This window comes from Pseudomonas sp. BW16M2, assembly GCF_014268865.1.
In the GTDB taxonomy this organism is placed as follows: domain Bacteria; phylum Pseudomonadota; class Gammaproteobacteria; order Pseudomonadales; family Pseudomonadaceae; genus Aquipseudomonas; species Aquipseudomonas peradeniyensis.
Map to the genome: position 1 here is coordinate 51075 of NZ_JABWRI010000022.1, position 16754 is coordinate 67828.

The 16754-nt window shown below is 64.1% G+C and carries 12 protein-coding genes; 6 read left to right on the top strand and 6 right to left on the bottom strand.

The genetic code is table 11. The features are described 5' to 3' along the window. Positions 1 to 2: 2 nt before the first annotated feature. Positions 3 to 3965, bottom strand: coding sequence for a hypothetical protein (locus tag HU735_RS18810; RefSeq protein ID WP_186714725.1), 3963 nt, complete (start codon positions 3963 to 3965; stop codon positions 3 to 5). Positions 3966 to 4429: 464 nt separating this feature from the next. Between HU735_RS18810 and HU735_RS18815 the strand changes: the two genes are divergently transcribed. Next, a complete protein-coding gene (locus tag HU735_RS18815; RefSeq protein ID WP_186714726.1) occupies positions 4430 to 6481 on the top strand; it encodes a TonB-dependent receptor in 2052 nt (683 codons plus the stop codon). A 62-nt stretch (positions 6482 to 6543) separates the two neighbouring features. Here HU735_RS18815 and HU735_RS18820 read toward each other — a convergent pair whose 3' ends face one another. Continuing rightward, complete coding sequence (locus HU735_RS18820; protein ID WP_186714727.1) at positions 6544 to 7608, bottom strand: AI-2E family transporter; 1065 nt, start codon at positions 7606 to 7608, stop codon at positions 6544 to 6546. A 124-nt stretch (positions 7609 to 7732) separates the two neighbouring features. Here HU735_RS18820 and yegQ point away from each other — a divergent pair, with 124 nt between their 5' ends. From yegQ to HU735_RS18845, 5 genes are all read left to right on the top strand, one after another. Beyond that, entirely contained in the window at positions 7733 to 9067 is a 1335-nt protein-coding gene (yegQ, locus tag HU735_RS18825) for a tRNA 5-hydroxyuridine modification protein YegQ (protein ID WP_186714728.1), read from the top strand. 145 nt (positions 9068 to 9212) lie between these two features. Continuing rightward, entirely contained in the window at positions 9213 to 10949 is a 1737-nt protein-coding gene (locus HU735_RS18830) for a copper resistance system multicopper oxidase (protein ID WP_186714729.1), read from the top strand. After that, positions 10942 to 11847: a copper resistance protein B gene (locus HU735_RS18835; RefSeq protein WP_186714730.1), complete on the top strand. Its 906-nt coding sequence runs from the start codon at positions 10942 to 10944 to the stop codon at positions 11845 to 11847. Before HU735_RS18830 ends, HU735_RS18835 begins: the two co-directional genes overlap by 8 nt. A 69-nt stretch (positions 11848 to 11916) precedes the next feature. Continuing rightward, on the top strand, positions 11917 to 12345 hold the full coding sequence (locus HU735_RS18840) for a DUF411 domain-containing protein (RefSeq protein WP_186714731.1): 429 nt from the start codon (positions 11917 to 11919) through the stop codon (positions 12343 to 12345). Further along, positions 12345 to 12782 (top strand): YqaA family protein, encoded by a 438-nt coding sequence (locus tag HU735_RS18845; protein WP_186714732.1) that lies wholly within the window; start codon positions 12345 to 12347, stop codon positions 12780 to 12782. Before HU735_RS18840 ends, HU735_RS18845 begins: the two co-directional genes overlap by 1 nt. A 56-nt stretch (positions 12783 to 12838) precedes the next feature. On the opposite strand, the gene HU735_RS18850 is transcribed toward HU735_RS18845, so the two are convergent. The 4 genes from HU735_RS18850 to HU735_RS18865 form a co-directional block, all read right to left on the bottom strand. Further along, a complete protein-coding gene (locus HU735_RS18850) occupies positions 12839 to 14047 on the bottom strand; it encodes a hypothetical protein (RefSeq protein ID WP_186714733.1) in 1209 nt (402 codons plus the stop codon). 279 nt (positions 14048 to 14326) lie between these two features. Beyond that, positions 14327 to 15148 carry a hypothetical protein gene (locus HU735_RS18855; protein WP_186714734.1) on the bottom strand — a complete coding sequence of 274 codons (822 nt, stop codon included), beginning with the start codon at positions 15146 to 15148 and terminating at the stop codon, positions 14327 to 14329. 14 nt (positions 15149 to 15162) lie between these two features. Continuing rightward, positions 15163 to 16254, bottom strand: coding sequence for a type III secretion system translocon subunit SctE (gene sctE, locus HU735_RS18860; protein WP_186714735.1), 1092 nt, complete (start codon positions 16252 to 16254; stop codon positions 15163 to 15165). After that, positions 16244 to 16750, bottom strand: coding sequence for a SycD/LcrH family type III secretion system chaperone (locus tag HU735_RS18865; RefSeq protein ID WP_238349848.1), 507 nt, complete (start codon positions 16748 to 16750; stop codon positions 16244 to 16246). Before HU735_RS18865 ends, sctE begins: the two co-directional genes overlap by 11 nt. Positions 16751 to 16754: the final 4 nt, after the last annotated feature.

Sequence of the window (16754 nt, forward strand, 5' to 3'; positions counted from 1 at the left end):
GATCAGGCTGTGATGCCCTCGGCGTCTGCCAACATGACTGGTGGCATGACCGGCGGCACGTAGACGCTCACCTTGATGGAGAAACTACAGCTTGCCTCGCCATAGTCGTTGCTCACCGTGACCGTATAGGACTTGGATCCCATAGCGGTCGGGGCAATGCCCTTCTTCTGCGAAACCGTGCCGTTGGTGGTGTCGAACCCCAGGAAGTCCGGAAGCGCAGGCGTGATGCGCCAGGCGCGAGGGAGACTGCCTGGCTGGCCCAGGTACGGCATCACCCGCTGGTCACGGTTGTAGTCCCACAGGTTGAAGTCCGACATCGCCAGCAGGCTCGGTGCCATGGTAGTCAAAGCGACCGTCCAGGCCGTCGCACTGGCCGAGGCAGTGACGCTGCCGCCATCGCTGCTCAAGTACAGCTTCTGGCCCTTGGCCGCCCAGTAGACGTTGTAGAAACGGAAACGCGCAGCGACCAGCGCCTGCTTGTCGTTGAACACCGCACCACCGGCGAACTCGCTTGCCCACTGCTGCTGCCCCACCTTGTCCTTGCTGCCCAGGGGCGCCTTGGCGCCGAGCTTGCGATCATCGTCGAGGGTGATGCACACGTACTCCTGGCGTGGTGTGCCGTTGGCGGTGCTTCCGGGTTGTGTCAACAGGGTGGAAAGCGTGGCGTTGCCAAACGCATCGGAGTTCAGGAAGAAGTTGGTCGAAAAATCGAGCTTCTGCTGGCCGATGCCCAGGCCACCATTGCCATTGAAGGTGAGGGTCTGGTCGCGCTGCCCGTTGTACTGCAGCGCAATGCCCACCAACTGAGGGGCGCGGCCATCGGTGCTGGAACTGATGTTCAACGCATCGATGGACGCCTTGTCCTCCATGTAGAAACCTGCCTTGCGGGCCTGATCCTCGGCGAACTTCTGGATTGGGGTTTTCTGCGGACGGAATGCCAGCACCAGCAGGATGATCACGCCGGCAATGGCCGCGAACGCCGCCAGCGCAGTCATGCAACTGGCGATGGTGGCAACGGCCAAGCCTCCAATGGCCTCGACGCCGAATCCGGCCAACGCCCATTGCCCGACAATCGCCAGCAGCTCCAGGGAAGCGGAGGACAGCAACAAGGCATTGGCCGCCGTCTCGAGGTCGGATTCGGAGTTGGCGATGGCGATGGCGCTCAGCACGATGTTGGCAATGGCGAACAGCGCCCCCAGCCGCGTGGCGATGAACTCATCCAGGTTGCGGCCGAAGATCCGCATGGCCACGGTCATGTCTTCCTCGGCGCCAGCTGCGATCAAGCGCGCCTCCAACGCGGCATCGCGCACCAGCCAGCGCGACAGGCCGCTGCCCGCACGCTGGTTGGCAAGCTCCAGCGTATCGGCGCGCCAGACTGTCCTGAAGAACGAGCCCACGGTGTTTTCCGTGCGGAAGATCGTGGTATAGGCCGTCCCCTTGCGCAATACAGTCCCAAGCAGTTGGGCGAAAACCTGCATCCCCCCCAGCACCACCTGGGCACGCTGCTCATCCTTGAGGTTTTTCCAGTCCATCACACCATACACGAAGGCCGCGATACCAACCGATGCTGCAGCCAGCGTCACCGCCTTGGCGACACCAAGGCCAATCTTGCTGAGCTTCGGCCAGGTCGCGGCGAACCGCCCGGCCAATTTCTCCCACTCGTAGACGCCCGCGAAGGCCTGCGCCAGGCTGGCGAATGTGTCGAGAATCTCCCTGACCTGCCCCAGGCGCTGCACTTCACGAAGCTGCGCGACCATGTCCAGGATCTGCTTGTCCGTGGATGAGCCATACGCCTGGATAAAGGCCGTGATGACCTTGTCCACAGCGTAGACGTACTCGTCCAGGTTGCCGCTGTAGTCGATCAGGGTCGGAAGTATGTTGCCCACCTGAAAGGTCTGGATGACCTGCGAATACTGCGTGCAGAAGAAGCCACTTGGATCAAGCACGTTCAACACAGCCATGTTGGTCTGGATGCGCTGGGCAAAGGCCGAGCCGTCCAGGCCGGTATTGCCATTGAGTGATATCACCCGCAGGTTGTTGAGCGCGGATGGCTGGGTGCAGTAGCGGAACATGAGATAAGCCCAGTAGAGCTGCTCCTTGCCCTTCTTGGCGGTGTCCTCGGCCAGCTTGACCAGTTCGTCGATCTGTTTCTGCTCACCGGTGACGGTGGTCTTTATCTGCTGTATCCACATCGCCAGGTCCTGATCGATAAACGGGACATAGGTGGCGTTGTTGTCAATCTGGTCCCGCAGGAACAGGGCTGTGTCCGAGAACTGCATCTTCCAGCGGTTGGCGTACAAGGCAGGCGCCTGGGTCTGGTAGACGTCGTCCACGGCGACTTGCTGGGACAACCACTTACCGGCCCTTTCGCCGTTGAGATACGGGGCTCCGGGGTCGTCCACCCTGGCCAGAGCGCTACTCAGGTAGGCCACGCCGAGCGAGGGGTACCAGTCCTGAGGCAACTGCCCCTTGCTGCCCTTCATGGCCGCGATGCTCTTGACCTGAGGACTCAGCACAGGCGGATTGGGCGAGATGAACTGGCTGCGCAGCCCCGGATCCATGTAGTACTGCAGGACCTGGTAGAAGTCCGCCATGGCATTCTCGCGGATGATTTCGGTCCAGACCTTTTTCTGCACGCCATTCTCGGTGACCGTCTTTTCCTGGAACGGCGACATCCCCAGCAAGGTATGGATGTTCAGCGCAGGGTCGCCGAGCAGTTGCTCATGCTGCAGCGCACCGAGCTGGGCGAAACCGGCGCGCAAGGCCGGGCCATGCTGATCGAGCGACTGTGCCAGGCGCACCAGCGACCGCGCGCAATGCCGTACACCCACACCGCCATGGGCGCCCTCCACGACCTGGTCACCATTGTCGGAGAAGCGCAGAAGCCCCGCCTGCGGAAGGCCGCTGGCAGCACACTGGCTATTGCTCAAGCCCTGCCAATGCAAGGCGTTGCCCTCCACCCGGGAGTCTACGACGGGCTGTCCGTCGATCAGCAGTTGTCCGCCACGGACAAGCACCAAGCCCTGGTGGCGGCCGGTGGTATGGTCCACCAAACCATAGAAACCGGCGATGGCCGGATTGTCGACCACGCCACGGATCGCATAGGCCGTGCCGAGCACCGTGTTCTCGCCCGTCAGGTAGGCGCCCTGGAAACTGGCACCGAAACCGTCGAAGTCAAAGGCCAACTGGTAAGGGAAGACACTCTTGACCGGACTGTCACCCCGATCGTCATATGCAGGCTCGACACCTTGGTTGGCACTGAATACCAGACGGAACTCAGGTGTCAGCAGCACGGTGAAGTCCGTCTCCGGCTCGGGCGCCCACTCGACTTCACTTTGCAGGTCGTTGAATGCAACCATCACATGCGGATCGGGCTGACCGATGAAGGGCCCCTTGTCCGTCAGGCCATACGTGAAGCGCAGCGCGCCTTCGATCCAATGCGCATCGCGCCAGGCGTTCGAATGGGTATCCCAGTTCAGTTTGGGCCCACTCGCCCCGCCGGAAAGGTATTGCCCGGCATCGGCCGACACGGCGCAGGTGTAGGAGACTGGTTTCAGGTCGATCTCCACCGAGTAATGGGCATCGCCCTGGCGAATGAAGCCGAAACCCTTGGTGTGATCGGGCAACAGGGTGATGTGCCCTTCCACCCGCTGCTCCCCGCTGCCTTGGCGCCAGGACAACACGTGGCCTTGCGGATCCCAGCTCAGCACCTCACGCGCAACGGGTCGATCCCCCAGCAACAGGTGATCCTGCCCCCGATCATCGGGAGCAGGCGTCAGCAAGGTCAGTTCATCCGCCAGCGATGGTCCCTGAGCTAGCAGTGTGCCGAGTACCTTGATCGAATAGGTTCGGGCATAGACATGCCGGGCTGCGAGGTGCCGGGAAAGCGAGAGATGCTGAGCGTTCATCGTGCCGCGTGCACGCACTTGCAGACGAGCAAGCTCCGTTTTGTTGAGCCCTTTCATGACCACACTCCTCCTTGAAAACGCAAATGAACCGCCAGCGATGGTCGACGGCTTGATCAACGTCTTGCGAGGGGAGCAGCCGGCAATTTTTTCATACCGACCGGAACACTGGTTCGAGGGTTGGAAGCTGTGGGTCCCTTCACCGTGCGATGTCCTCGCATAACGCCTCCTATGGCTACCGGCCACTGCCTCGATGCCAGCGTGCGAAGTCTAGACAGCACCGTTAAATCGCCCATCAAACTGAAAAAATTTCATTCACCATCATCAGAACCAACAGATGCGACTTGTCAGTCAGTGCCAATGATGAATGGAATGAATAATCAAAGAACCATTGGCGATTACTTCTACTATTTGCCGATAAAGTAGACATATCCACTGGCCATACCTGATTACAGTTCGGCCACTGTGCTTCGTCTGCCCTTAGCAGCGTCAGACTCCCGCACTTGATCTGGAACCCCGTCCCCATGCGCCCCACCCTCCCCTACTCCCTGCTGGCCCTGCTCGTCGCCGGCACCGCCCAGGCCGCCAATCGCGTCGAACTCGACCAGGTGCTGATCCAGGACCGGCAGCAATCCGAACTGGAAGCCGCCGCCGACCAGCTGCGCGAAATCCCCGGCGCCAGCAACCTGGTGGACATGGACAAGGTGGGCCAGGGCCGGGTGGCCAGCAACCAGGACGTGCTGGCCTATCAGCCAGGGGTGTTCGCCCAGTCGGCGGGCAACGACGGCATCAAGCTGTCGATCCGTGGTTCGGGCATCAACCGCGCGCCGGGCGCCCACGGCTCGGGCGTGTACACGATGTTCGACGGCCTGCCGCTGACCGGCCCGGGCGGCACGCCCTATGAATTGTTCGAACCGCTGTGGCTGAGCCGCGCCGAAGTGCTGCGCGGCGCCAATGGCTTCGACCAGGGCTCGCTGGCCCTGGGTGGCGCGATCAACTACGTGACCCACACCGGCCACGATGCCGCGCCCTTGCAGGTGCGCTACGAAGTCGGCAGCCGTGGCTACCAGCGCCGGCACATCAGCTCCGGGCAGGTGCTGGGCAACCTCGACTACTACGTGGCCCTGACCGATGCCGAGTACGACGGCTACCAAGACCACAGCAGCGGCAGCGCCAAGGGCATCGCCGCCAACGTCGGCTACCGCTTCAACCCGAACCTGGAGACGCGCTTCTACCTGCGCTACCGGGAAACCGAGAACGACCTGGCCGGGCGCCTGACCAAGGACCAGATCAAGCACCATCCCCGTGCCGCCAACCCGGCGTACCTGGCCCGTGACGACAGCCGCCCACAACCGGGCAGCACCTGGGTGGGCAACAAGACCACCTTCTTCCTGGATGACGACTCGCGCCTGGAGGCGGGGCTGGTCTATCACGACTATCCCATGGACCTGCGCGAAGGCCCGATGCGCCTGAAGGTCGCCTACACCGATGTCAGCGGCACGCTGAACTACCTGCGGCGCGACGCCCTGTTCGGCCACGAGAGCAAGACCACCCTCGGCTGGCGCACCACCAAGCACCTGCCCAACAGCGGCGCCTCGCAGTTCGCCCGCAGCGGCGGCGACAACTTTGGCGCCCGCACTCGCGATTTCAGCTACCAGGGTTCGGACACCGTGCTGCATGCGGGCAACGACCTGGAGCTGATCCCGAACCTGTGGCTCACCACAGGCCTGGCGATGATCTACACCCGCCGCGAAAGCGACGTCACCTACCCAACCAGTGGCGGCAAGGTCAGCCAGCATGACTGGGACTACGCCCCACGCCTGGGCCTGCGCTACGACATCCGCCCGGACCTGCAGGTCTACGGCAACCTCAGCCGCTCGGTGGAGCCGCCGCACCCGTGGTCGCTGGTCTGGAGTGCGCCAGTCGCCAACCAGCCCATGAAGATGCAGAACCAGACCGCCACCACCCTGGAACTGGGTGCCCGCGGCGACTCGGCTCTGGGGCGCTGGGACCTGGCCTGGTACTACGCCCAGGTACGCCACGAACTGTTGAACGTGGAAGTCGTGCAGGGTCTGCCGTTCAAGGAGTTCAACGCCAGCCCCACCGTGCACCAGGGCGTCGAGGCCGGCCTGGACAGCCTCCTCTGGGAACAGCCGGGCACCGGCAAGCTCAGCCTGCGCCAGGCATACACCTTCAGCGACTTCCACTACCGCGACGACGACAAGTTCGGCGACAACCGCCTGCCCGGCATCCCCATGCACTACTACCAGGCGGAACTGCGCTACGACTGGCCGAGCGGCTTCCACGCCGGGGTGAACACGCAGATGGCCTCCAAGGTGCAGGTGGACTACGCCAACAGCTACCAGGCCGACGCCTACGCCCTGCTCGGCGTGCGCCTAGGCTGGGACTCGCCGAAACGGGACTGGCAGACCTGGCTCGACCTGCGCAACCTGACCAACAAGCGTTACGCGGCGACGGTGACACCGGGGTACAACGATGCCGGGCAGGACATTGCACGCTCGACGCCGGGTGAAGGGTTTGGGGTGTATACAGGGGTGTCCTACAGCTTCCGATAATCGCCAATCGCGGGGCAAGTCGCATCGGCGCACCGCCGATGCGACTTGCCCCGCGATGACGTCTAGGAGGGCAACTGCACCTGCGGCTTGGTCGAGGCAAAGATCGCCCAGCTGGAAATGAACAACGCCGCGATCAACGGCCCGATCACGAAGCCATTGAGCCCGAACACCGCCAACCCGCCCAGGGTCGACACCAGCACCAGGTAATCCGGCATTCGCGTGTCCTTGCCCACCAGGATCGGCCGCAGCAGGTTGTCCACCAACCCGATCACCAGGACGCCGAACGCGGTCAGCACGATCCCCTGCCAGATCGCCCCGGTCAGCAGGAAGTACAGCGCCACCGGCCCCCAGACAATCCCCGCGCCCACCGCCGGCAGCAACGACAAAAACGCCATCAGCACCGCCCACACCAGCACGCTGGGAATGCCCAGCACCCAGAAGATCAACCCGCCCAGCGCACCCTGGGTGATCGCCACCAGCAGGTTGCCCTTGACCGTGGCCCGCACCACGCGCTTGAACTTCAACTGCAGGCGGCGCTTCTGCTGCTCGGGCAGCGGCACCGCCTGGCGCACCTTGCGCGCCACCTCCGCGCCCTCGCGCAGGAAGAAGAACAGCAAATAGAGCATGATGCCGAAGCTCACCAGGAACTCGAAGGTGCCCTGGCCGAAGCTGAACGCCTGGCCGGCGAGGAACTGGCTGCCCTGGCTCGCCCACTTGCTGATCTTGTCGCGCAGGCCGTCGAGGTTGCCCATGCCCATGCGGTCGAGGAAATGCTGGGCATAGGCCGGCAGCATGTCCTTGCCGCGTTCGATATAGCCGGCGATATCCAGCTGGCCGCTCTCGATGCGCTGGTACAGCGCGGCGCCCTCCTGCACCAGCAAGGCGCCGATGATAATCACCGGCAGCACCGCGATCAGCAGGCAGGTGAGCAACGCCGTCGCCGTGGCCAGGTTGCGCCGCCCGCCGAAGCGCAGCAACAGGTGGCGCTGCAGGGGCGCGAAGAGTATCCCGAGGATCACCGCCCAGAAGATCGCGCCGGAGTACGGCAGCAGGATCCAGATGAAGGCGATGGTCACCAGTGCCAGCAGCACGGTCAGGGCTTTGTTCTGCAAGACGGCTTCGTTCATGGGCATTCCTCGAGGGCTCAACAATTTAGTGCCCCGCGCATCGGCAAAAGTGCCGTTGACCCAGATCAATACCTGTGCGGTGCCGCCGTCTTAGCATCCGCGCCTTTTGCCCCCGGTGCGCACCATGACCTCTCCCGCCAAGCCCGAACTGCTCGCCCCCGCCGGCACCCTCAAGACCATGCGCTACGCCTTCGCCTACGGCGCCGACGCGGTCTACGCCGGCCAGCCGCGCTACAGCCTGCGGGTGCGCAACAACGAATTCGACCACGCCAACCTGGCCCTCGGCATCCAGGAGGCCCAGGCCCAGGGCAAGCGCTTCTACGTGGTGGTCAACATCGCCCCGCACAACGCCAAGCTCAAGACCTTCCTCAAGGACCTGGCACCAGTGATCGAGATGGGTCCGGATGCACTGATCATGTCCGACCCGGGATTGATCATGCTGGTGCGCCAGCACTTCCCGCAGATGCCCATCCACCTGTCGGTGCAGGCCAACACGGTGAACTGGGCCAGCGTGCAATTCTGGCAAGGCCTGGGGCTGACCCGGGTGATTCTGTCGCGGGAGCTGTCGCTGGAAGAGATCGAGGAGATCCGCCAGCAGGTGCCGGAGATGGAGTTGGAAGTCTTTGTGCACGGCGCCTTGTGCATGGCCTATTCCGGGCGCTGCCTGCTGTCGGGCTACATGAACAAGCGCGACGCCAACCAGGGCACCTGCACCAATGCCTGCCGCTGGAAGTACCAGGCCACCCCGGCCAGCGAGAACGCCACCGGCGATATCGTCCGTGAATGCGAGCCGACCCTGGGCCTCGGCGCGCCGACCGAGCAGGTGTTCCTGCTCCAGGAGTCCAACCGCCCCGGCGAAGAGATGCCGGCCTTCGAGGACGAGCACGGCACCTACATCATGAACGCCAAGGACCTGCGCGCCATCCAGCACGTCGAGCGCCTGGCCCGGATGGGCGTGCATTCGCTGAAGATCGAGGGCCGCACCAAGTCACACTTCTACTGCGCCCGCGCCGTGCAGTCCTACCGCCAGGCCATCGACGACGCGGTGGCCGGGCGGCCGTTCGACCGCGGCCTTATGAACAACCTCGAATCCCTCGCCCAGCGCGGCTACACCGAAGGTTTCCTGCGTCGCCACGTGCACGACGAGTACCAGAACTACCAGCGCGGCAACTCGGTGTCCGAGCGCCAGCAGTTCGTCGGCGAGCTGACCGGGGTGCGCGTGGACGGCCTGGCCGAAGTGAAGGTGAAGAACCGCTTCGCCGTGGGCGACCACCTGGAGCTGATGACCCCGCGCGGCAACTACCACTTCGACCTGCACCGCCTGTGCGACCGCCAGCAGCAGGGCATCGAGGTGGCGCCTGGCGACGGCCATGTGGTGTACCTGCCGATTCCCGAGCAGGTGTCGCTGGAATTCGGCCTGCTGATGCGCGACCTGGAGGGTGGCGAGGCCGCTGCCTGACAAATCTGTAATCCGCGCCTCAGGTGGCTGACAGGCGCTGGCGACGACCATCGTCTCATTCCTGATCGCGGGGCAAGCCCGAGCCCACAGTGGGAGCGGGCTTGCCCCGCGATCAGATGAACCTTGCCAGCACCGAGAACACGCCATGCCACCGACTCCAACCCGCCGCACCTTCGTCAAGGGCCTGGGTGCCGCCAGCGCCCTGGCCGGCCTCGGCCTCTGGCGCCCGCTGGCCCAGGCCGCCGAAGGCCGCCTGCCGCTGCACGACCTGAGCGGCCAGCAGTTCGACCTGTTCATCGGCCAGACCCCGGTCAACATCACCGGCCGCCCACGCACCGCGCAGACCATCAACGCCAGCCTGCCCGGCCCGCAGTTGCGCTGGCGCGAGGGCGACACCGTGACCCTGCGCGTGCGCAACCGCCTGGACCAGCCCACCTCGATCCACTGGCACGGCATCATCCTGCCGGCCAACATGGACGGCGTGCCGGGCCTGAGCTTCGCCGGCATCGAACCCGGCGGCGACTACCTCTACCAGTTCACCCTGCGCCAGAGCGGCACCTACTGGTACCACAGCCACTCCGGGCTGCAGGAGCAGGCCGGCGTGTACGGCGCCATCGTCATCGAGCCCCGCGAGCCCGAGCCGCACCAGTACCAGCGCGACCATGTGCTGTTGATCAGCGACTGGTCGGACCAGGCGCCAGAAGCGCTGATGGCCACCCTGAAGAAACAGTCCGACGCCTTCAACTACCACAAGCGCACGGTCGGCGACTTCGTCGACGATGTCGCGGAAAATGGCTGGGGCAAGACCGTCGACAACCGCTGGGCCTGGGCGAAGATGCGCATGAGCCCGACCGACCTGGCCGACATCAGCGCCGCCAGCTACACCTACCTGCTCAACGGCCAGCCCCCGGACGGCAACTTCACCTGCCTGTTCCAGCCCGGCGAGACCGTGCGCCTGCGCCTGATCAACGCCTCGGCGATGACCTACTTCGACTTCCGCATTCCGGGCCTAAAGCTCACGGTGATCGCCGCCGACGGCCTGCCGGTGACCCCGGTAACCGTGGACGAACTGCGCATCGCCGTGGCCGAAACCTACGACGTGCTGGTCACCGTGGGCGACCTGCCCGCCTACACGCTGTACGCCCAGAGCATGGACCGCACCGGCTTCGCCCGTGGCACCCTGGCCCGCGCGGCGGGTCTGCAAGCCCCCGTGCCCGAGCCGGACCCGCGTCCGGTGCTGACCATGGACGACATGGGGCACGGCGGCATGGGCGGGATGGACCATTCGAACATGCCAGCGATGGACCACGGCAACATGGCGGGTATGGACCACTCGAACATGGCCGGCATGGCCATGATGCAAGGCCACCCTGCCAGCGAGACCGACAACCCGCTGGTGGACATGCAGACCATGGCCCCCCGGGCCAACCTGGCCGATCCCGGCATTGGCCTGCGCGGCAACGGCCGCCGCGTGCTGACCTACGCCGACCTGCGCAGTCCCTACCCCGATCCGGACGGGCGCGAACCATCGCGGGACATCGAGCTGCACCTGACTGGCCACATGGAACGCTTCGCCTGGTCGTTCGACGGCATCAAGTTCAGCGATGCCGAGCCGCTGCGCCTGAAATACGGCGAGCGGGTGCGCATCACCCTGGTCAACGACACCATGATGACCCACCCCATCCACCTGCACGGCATGTGGAGCGACCTGGAGGATGAACAGGGTCGCTTCCTGGTGCGCAAGCACACCATCGACATGCCCCCCGGCAGCCGGCGCAGCTACCGCGTCAGCGCCGACGCCCTGGGCCGCTGGGCCTACCACTGCCACCTGCTCTACCACATGGAGACCGGCATGTTCCGCGAGGTACGGGTCGATGAATGAGAACCGCAACCGCCACATCGTCACCGGTGTCGCGCTGATGGCCTTGCTGGCCAGTGAACGGGCCCTCGCCGCGGGCATGGATCACATGAACCATGGCGCCATGCCGATGGACCACGGCCAGATGAACCCTGGCAGCATGCCCATGGACCACAGCCAGATGAACAACGCGGCGGCACCACCCAGCCAACCGCGCACACCGCTGCCGGTGATCACCGATGCCGATCGCCGCGCCGCCTTCCCGCCATTGCCGGGGCATCAGGTGCATGACCGGGCGACCAACTGGGCAGTAATCGTCGACCAACTGGAGTACCAGAACTTCGAAAACAGCAGCGCCCTGAACTGGAACGCCACCGCCTGGGTCGGCGGCGATATCGACCGCCTGTGGCTGCGCTCCGAGGGTGAACGGGAACAAGGCAAGACCCACAAGGCCGAGCTGCAGGCCCTCTGGGGCCATGCCATCAGCCCCTGGTGGGAACTGGTCGGCGGCGTGCGCCAGGACTTCAAGCCCGCCAGCGGCCAGGGCTGGGCCGCCTTCGGCATCCAGGGCACGCCGCTCTACGGCCTGGAGCTGGAGGCCACTGCCTACGTCGGCGAGCGACAGCAGACCGCGCTGCGCCTGGAGGCCGGTTACGCTATGCTGCTGACCAATCGCTGGATCCTCGAACCGACCGTCGAAGCCAACTTCTTCGGGCGCAACGATGCCGGGCGCGAACAGGGCTCGGGGCTGGCCGAAAGCGAAGTGGGCCTGCGCCTGCGTTACGAGATCACCCGCGCGTTCGCGCCCTATGTCGGGGTCAGCTTCAATCGGCTGCATGGCAACCGCGCCGACCAGGCCCGGGAGGATGGCGAGGACATCGGCCAGACCCGGCTGGTGGCCGGGGTCCGCCTGCGTTTCTAATGTTTGACGCCGCTCCTACAGGGCCGGCGCTGATTAACTCGATGTGTTTAGTTTCACAGGAGCTCCACCATGCTGCGCAAACACCTGCTCACACTCGGCCTGCTGGCTGTCACCGGCCTGGCCCAGGCCGCCGAGACCATCGATGTCTACCGCAACCCCAACTGCGGCTGCTGCAAGGAATGGATCAAGCACCTGAGCGACAACGGCTTCATCGTCAACGACCACGTTGAACCGAACATGAGCGCGGTCAAGCAGCGCCTGGGCGTCGAGCCACGTCTGGCGTCGTGCCACACCGGGGTGATCGACGGCAAGTTCGTCGAAGGCCATGTCCCGGCGGAGCAAGTACGCCTGCTGGCCAAGCGCAATGACCTCAAGGGCATCGCGGTGCCGGGCATGCCGATGGGCTCGCCGGGCATGGAAATGGGTGACCACAAGGACGCCTACCAGGTCATCGGCGTGACCCGGGATGGCCAGGATACCGTGGTCGCCAGCTACTGATGCTCAGCCTCGGGGCGCTGTTCCTCAGCGCCTTCGGCGCCGCCACCCTGTTGCCGCTGCAGTCCGAGGCGGTGCTGGTCGGGTTGCTGATTCGCGAACCAACTGCCTGGGCGACCCTGCTGCTGGTGGCCACGCTCGGCAACGTGCTCGGTTCCATCGTCAACTGGCTGCTGGGGCGGGCCATCGAGCACCTGCGCGAACGCCGCTGGTTCCCGTTCAGCGCCAGCCAGCTGGAACGCGCCCAGCGCCGTTACCAGCGCTGGGGCCAATGCTCGCTGCTGCTGAGCTGGATGCCGGTGATCGGCGACCCGCTGACCTTGATCGCCGGGATCATGCGCGAGCCGTTCTGGCGCTTCGTGCTGCTGGTCACCCTGGCCAAGGGTGGGCGCTATATCGTGGTGGCGATGATCACCCTGGGCTGGTTTCACACGGGGTGATCAGGCGGGAATTCGAAGGGCTGGCTGGAGCCTGCAGGCTCCAGCCAGCGTTACGCTCAAGCCGCGTCTGCGGCCTGCAGGTTGTCGAGCAGACGTGCCGCCATGTCCAATTTCTTCTGCAGCGTGTCCACGAACGAGAGCGCGGAGTGAGCCTGCAACAGATAGGGCTCCAGCTTGCGCTGCCCGAAGAGATCGCCGTAGGAGTGGGACTGCCCTATCGCCGCATGGTCCAGGACCATTGAAGCGATTGCCTTTTCGGCAGCACTGCCATGCTCGGCCAGATGCTCCAGGTGCTCAAACGACTGCGAGAGCGGACTGCTCGGCCGCTGCAGCGAATGCATGGTCGCGTTGAAGTCATTGCGCGTCGGCAGAGCGACATCATCGTCAATCTTGACAAAGGCGAGCTTGACGGCCTTCAACGACGTTACCGGATCGGGCTGTCCGGCGGTAGTCGCTTGGTAAGCCGCTTCAGGCTCCACAGGCTGTGCAGCGCTCGCTCCGGCTAAGGTGCCGGCCACCACCGAAGAGGCATCGTCGCTTGCATCCACCACGACAACTGGCGCCACTGCATCAGGCTTCTGGGCGAACAGTTCGATGAACTCGGCATCGACCTCTTTGACAAACTCCACCACCACTTCAGGCCCCACCTGCTCGGGATCCGGAAACTCGGCGAATCGCGAAGCCAGGAAAATCACCGCATCGAGCACCTTGGCGGCAGCCATCGAGTCGTTTTGAATCAGTGCGATATTGTCCGGAAATTGGGCTTCCTTCAAAGAGTATCCGCCGACGATATCGACCTCGTTGATGCTCGTCTCTACCTTCAGCTCTGGCACAAGCTCACCCAGCTTGACGACATTCGACAACAGGCAGTTGGCGTTACGCATGACATTACTGCCCGTGAGCTGTTCCGTGTAACTGGCCATGAACTGCTCGGTTGGCAGACTCTCCTGCTTCGCCAGTATCCCGTTGGCCTGCGACCTCATGACATCCGGCAGCCCTTTGGCCATCTGCTCGTTCAAAGAGCGCATCATGTCCGGCGTCGAGGCCGTGGCCTGCGTACCACCCGTCGCAACGCCGGGACGAAAGCCAAAGAACTCGGCAATCGCAATGAACAGGCGCATCAGGATGCCATGTTTCTGCGGTTCCTCATGGCGTGCCAAGCGCTGCGCCGACTCGCTGGTTTTCACCTGTGCGCAATCGCTGCTCTCGTTGACAGGGTCCAGGCTGGCGCCACATACCCAACTGGTTGAAACCGATTCGATCATTGTGCAAACCTCATCTTGCAGCATCGTTTGGCTTGGGGAGAAGACCGCTCCCACACCTGCAAGAACAGATGTCTTCTCCGAAGTGTCTTGCCTCCAACATGACGGAAGCTGAGCGAACGATACCGCCGCTACACCTCAGGCCCCATCAGCCCTTATCGCCTTTTTTGCACTTTTCGGCGTTGGTGTGCCGGCACGGTATTCGTTGATGCACAAGCATGAATAAGCCGCAAGAGCCTGAACCCTTGCGGCTTGGAACATTCTTCAAGGAACCTGACGTGCTCAGGCCATGATGCCTGCAGCCCTTAGCCCTTGATTGTCATTGCGCAGGATTTCCTGGATCAGCTGGCGCACCTGATCGATCATCTTCGCCAGGTCATCGGTACAGCGCTGGAATAGCTCCTTCTGGTTGCCGGCAACCGCCGCCGCAAGCTCCTGCTCCTTGGCCCAAGTATCCTGCAGGGACTTGACCCCTTGGGCGATGCCCGTAGCGCAGGCGGCGCTACTCTGGGCCACGCCATTGAGCGTGTGCAGCCTGGTGTTGCGGGCGTCGATCGCGTTCTGCAGATGCTTGACCTCGATACGGTTCTCGGCGATCAGCTTTTTCGAAGCCATCGCCAGCTCGCCGGGCTTGGCATACTCGGCAGCATGGCTGGCTTGTTCCAGGCCCTTGATGGTCCGCGCATCTCCCAGGTTCTTGAGCATGCCGGTGCTGCCACGGGTCAGGGTGAACATACCCAATGCACCACTGACGGCCGCCGAGGCGAACAGCGCATTGCTGGCGGTCCTCATCCAGCCGATCTGCTCCTTGCTCGCCAGCACGCCGACTTCGGCCTGGGTCCTGCGCCCCTGGGCGTTGCCGTCGCGCACCTGCATGGCGGCTCGGAGAATGGCCAGCAGGCTCTCCAGGTCCTGGCTGCAGGGCGTGGCCTGCGGCGTATCCAGGCTCACCCGCCCCTGCTTCTCGGCAAATACCGCCCTCGCGCTTGCGCAGGGCATGGCCAGCATCGCCCACAGCGGCTGCCCAGCCTTCTGCCCCTCGGTGACCGGCAGTTGGGCATCCATGCGAGACGAATGATCGATAGTGGAAATGGACAGACTCATGATTGACTCCTTGATCAGGCAATGACGTTTCGGCACGCGATATCGGCGCAGGCCTTGCTACGGTTGTTCAACAGTTCCAGCAGTTGCTCGAAGCGTTGCTCCTTCCCTGCGAGGAGTTGTTCAAGCGCCTTGGCCAACTGCTCGAGAAAACTGTGTCCCTGGTCCAGCAGCAGGCGCATTTCCGCCAGTTGAGCCTCGCTGCGCAGTGCCAGCCCCTGCATGATCGAACTGGCCACCTCCCCGGTGCAGGACAGCGTGGTGCCCCCGATGGAGACGACGTTCTGGATATTCTGGACCACCGACTGTACTGTCTGCGCGACCTTGCCACTCGCCTTGCCGGCCACCCGAGCGGCGACCACCACGAGGCTGCCGCCGCAGGTCAGCACTACCGAGGCCAGCGCCAGGGCGACTTCCACCGCCATCAGCATCGGCCCGAGGTACTTCATCACTTCCTTGGAGATGTGTCCGTCCTCGGCGGCCTGGTTCAACGACATGGACACCACGCCCATGACGCCACCAGCGATCATCAGCGCGCCCGCGACGGCGCCCAGACCGGTCGCGACCATGACGGTCCCCACCACGATAGACACGATGGCTGCGGCCCAACCAAAGACCTTGGCGAACACGCCCGCCGTGCCGGCGTCCTGGTGCCGCTGGGCAACCTCCTCCATCTTCTGCGCGTTGAGCGCCATCTGCTGGCGGTTCTGTTCGGTGAGCTGACGTACCTGCTGCAGGTTCAGCTCGGTCTGGCGAGCACCCAACTGGCTCAGCATTTCGGTGAGGCGGATATCCAGTTCGGCGTCGGAGATGTCCCCGGCGAGTTGGCCGAGGATCAATGCACCGACATCAGGTACCGCGACCAGCACCGGTTGCATGAGACCTTCAGCATCGATCAGCTTTTCGAGTACCAGCCCCTGTTGCTGTCCCGTCGCCAGTGACGCTGGAGGATCCAGCCGGACGCTCATGTCTGGCTTGGTCGTTGTGGCTGCAGACGGTGTGCCGGTCTCGCCGGGCAACTGGATCGCCATGGCCGGCAGCGGCGATTGCGATTCGATTTCAGCCGGCATCAGGAGCAGTTGCTCCACAGCCAGAAGCTCAGTTCGCATGACGTGCGTCCTCCTTCTGCTGCAGGGCCTCGAGCAGCACCTGTGCCTGGCCTGCCAGAGCGGCATGCTCACTGTCCAGCGCCAGGATCTGCGCCTGCTCGTAACTGCTGCGCGCCGAGGCAAGGTCGCCCAGGTGCTGGTGGCATTGCGCGGCATGGAAGGTGAAACGCGGGTCCTGCGGCGCGAGCATCGCGCCATAGGCATAGGCCGGCAATGCGTCCTGGTAGCGCTCGAGGGCCTGGTACGCACCTGCCACCCCCAGAAACGCCCGGGGGTCATAATGGTCGAGCGCCGCCAACCCCTTGAACAGCGTCAGCGCATCGTCCAGCCGACCCGCCTGGTAGAAGTTGAATGCCTGGGCATAGAGCGTTTCCAGTTGCGCCGCGCAGACTCCGCGCAGCATGGCGAAGGTACCGCCATCGCCGAAGAAGCGCTCGATCGCATCGACATTGTTGGCATCGGCATCGTGGCCGGCCACCTGTTGTACTGCCATCATCACC

Bases quoted from the DNA above. Each gene is read 5' to 3' on its own strand.
- HU735_RS18810 (WP_186714725.1), bottom strand. From the start codon at position 3,965: ATGAAAGGGCTCAACAAAACGGAGCTTGCTCGTCTGCAAGTGCGTGCA.
- HU735_RS18815 (WP_186714726.1), top strand. From the start codon at position 4,430: ATGCGCCCCACCCTCCCCTACTCCCTGCTGGCCCTGCTCGTCGCCGGC.
- HU735_RS18820 (WP_186714727.1), bottom strand. From the start codon at position 7,608: ATGAACGAAGCCGTCTTGCAGAACAAAGCCCTGACCGTGCTGCTGGCA.
- yegQ (WP_186714728.1), top strand. From the start codon at position 7,733: ATGACCTCTCCCGCCAAGCCCGAACTGCTCGCCCCCGCCGGCACCCTC.
- HU735_RS18830 (WP_186714729.1), top strand. From the start codon at position 9,213: ATGCCACCGACTCCAACCCGCCGCACCTTCGTCAAGGGCCTGGGTGCC.
- HU735_RS18835 (WP_186714730.1), top strand. From the start codon at position 10,942: ATGAATGAGAACCGCAACCGCCACATCGTCACCGGTGTCGCGCTGATG.
- HU735_RS18840 (WP_186714731.1), top strand. From the start codon at position 11,917: ATGCTGCGCAAACACCTGCTCACACTCGGCCTGCTGGCTGTCACCGGC.
- HU735_RS18845 (WP_186714732.1), top strand. From the start codon at position 12,345: ATGCTCAGCCTCGGGGCGCTGTTCCTCAGCGCCTTCGGCGCCGCCACC.
- HU735_RS18850 (WP_186714733.1), bottom strand. From the start codon at position 14,047: ATGATCGAATCGGTTTCAACCAGTTGGGTATGTGGCGCCAGCCTGGAC.
- HU735_RS18855 (WP_186714734.1), bottom strand. From the start codon at position 15,148: ATGAGTCTGTCCATTTCCACTATCGATCATTCGTCTCGCATGGATGCC.
- sctE (WP_186714735.1), bottom strand. From the start codon at position 16,254: ATGCGAACTGAGCTTCTGGCTGTGGAGCAACTGCTCCTGATGCCGGCT.
- HU735_RS18865 (WP_238349848.1), bottom strand. From the start codon at position 16,750: ATGATGGCAGTACAACAGGTGGCCGGCCACGATGCCGATGCCAACAAT.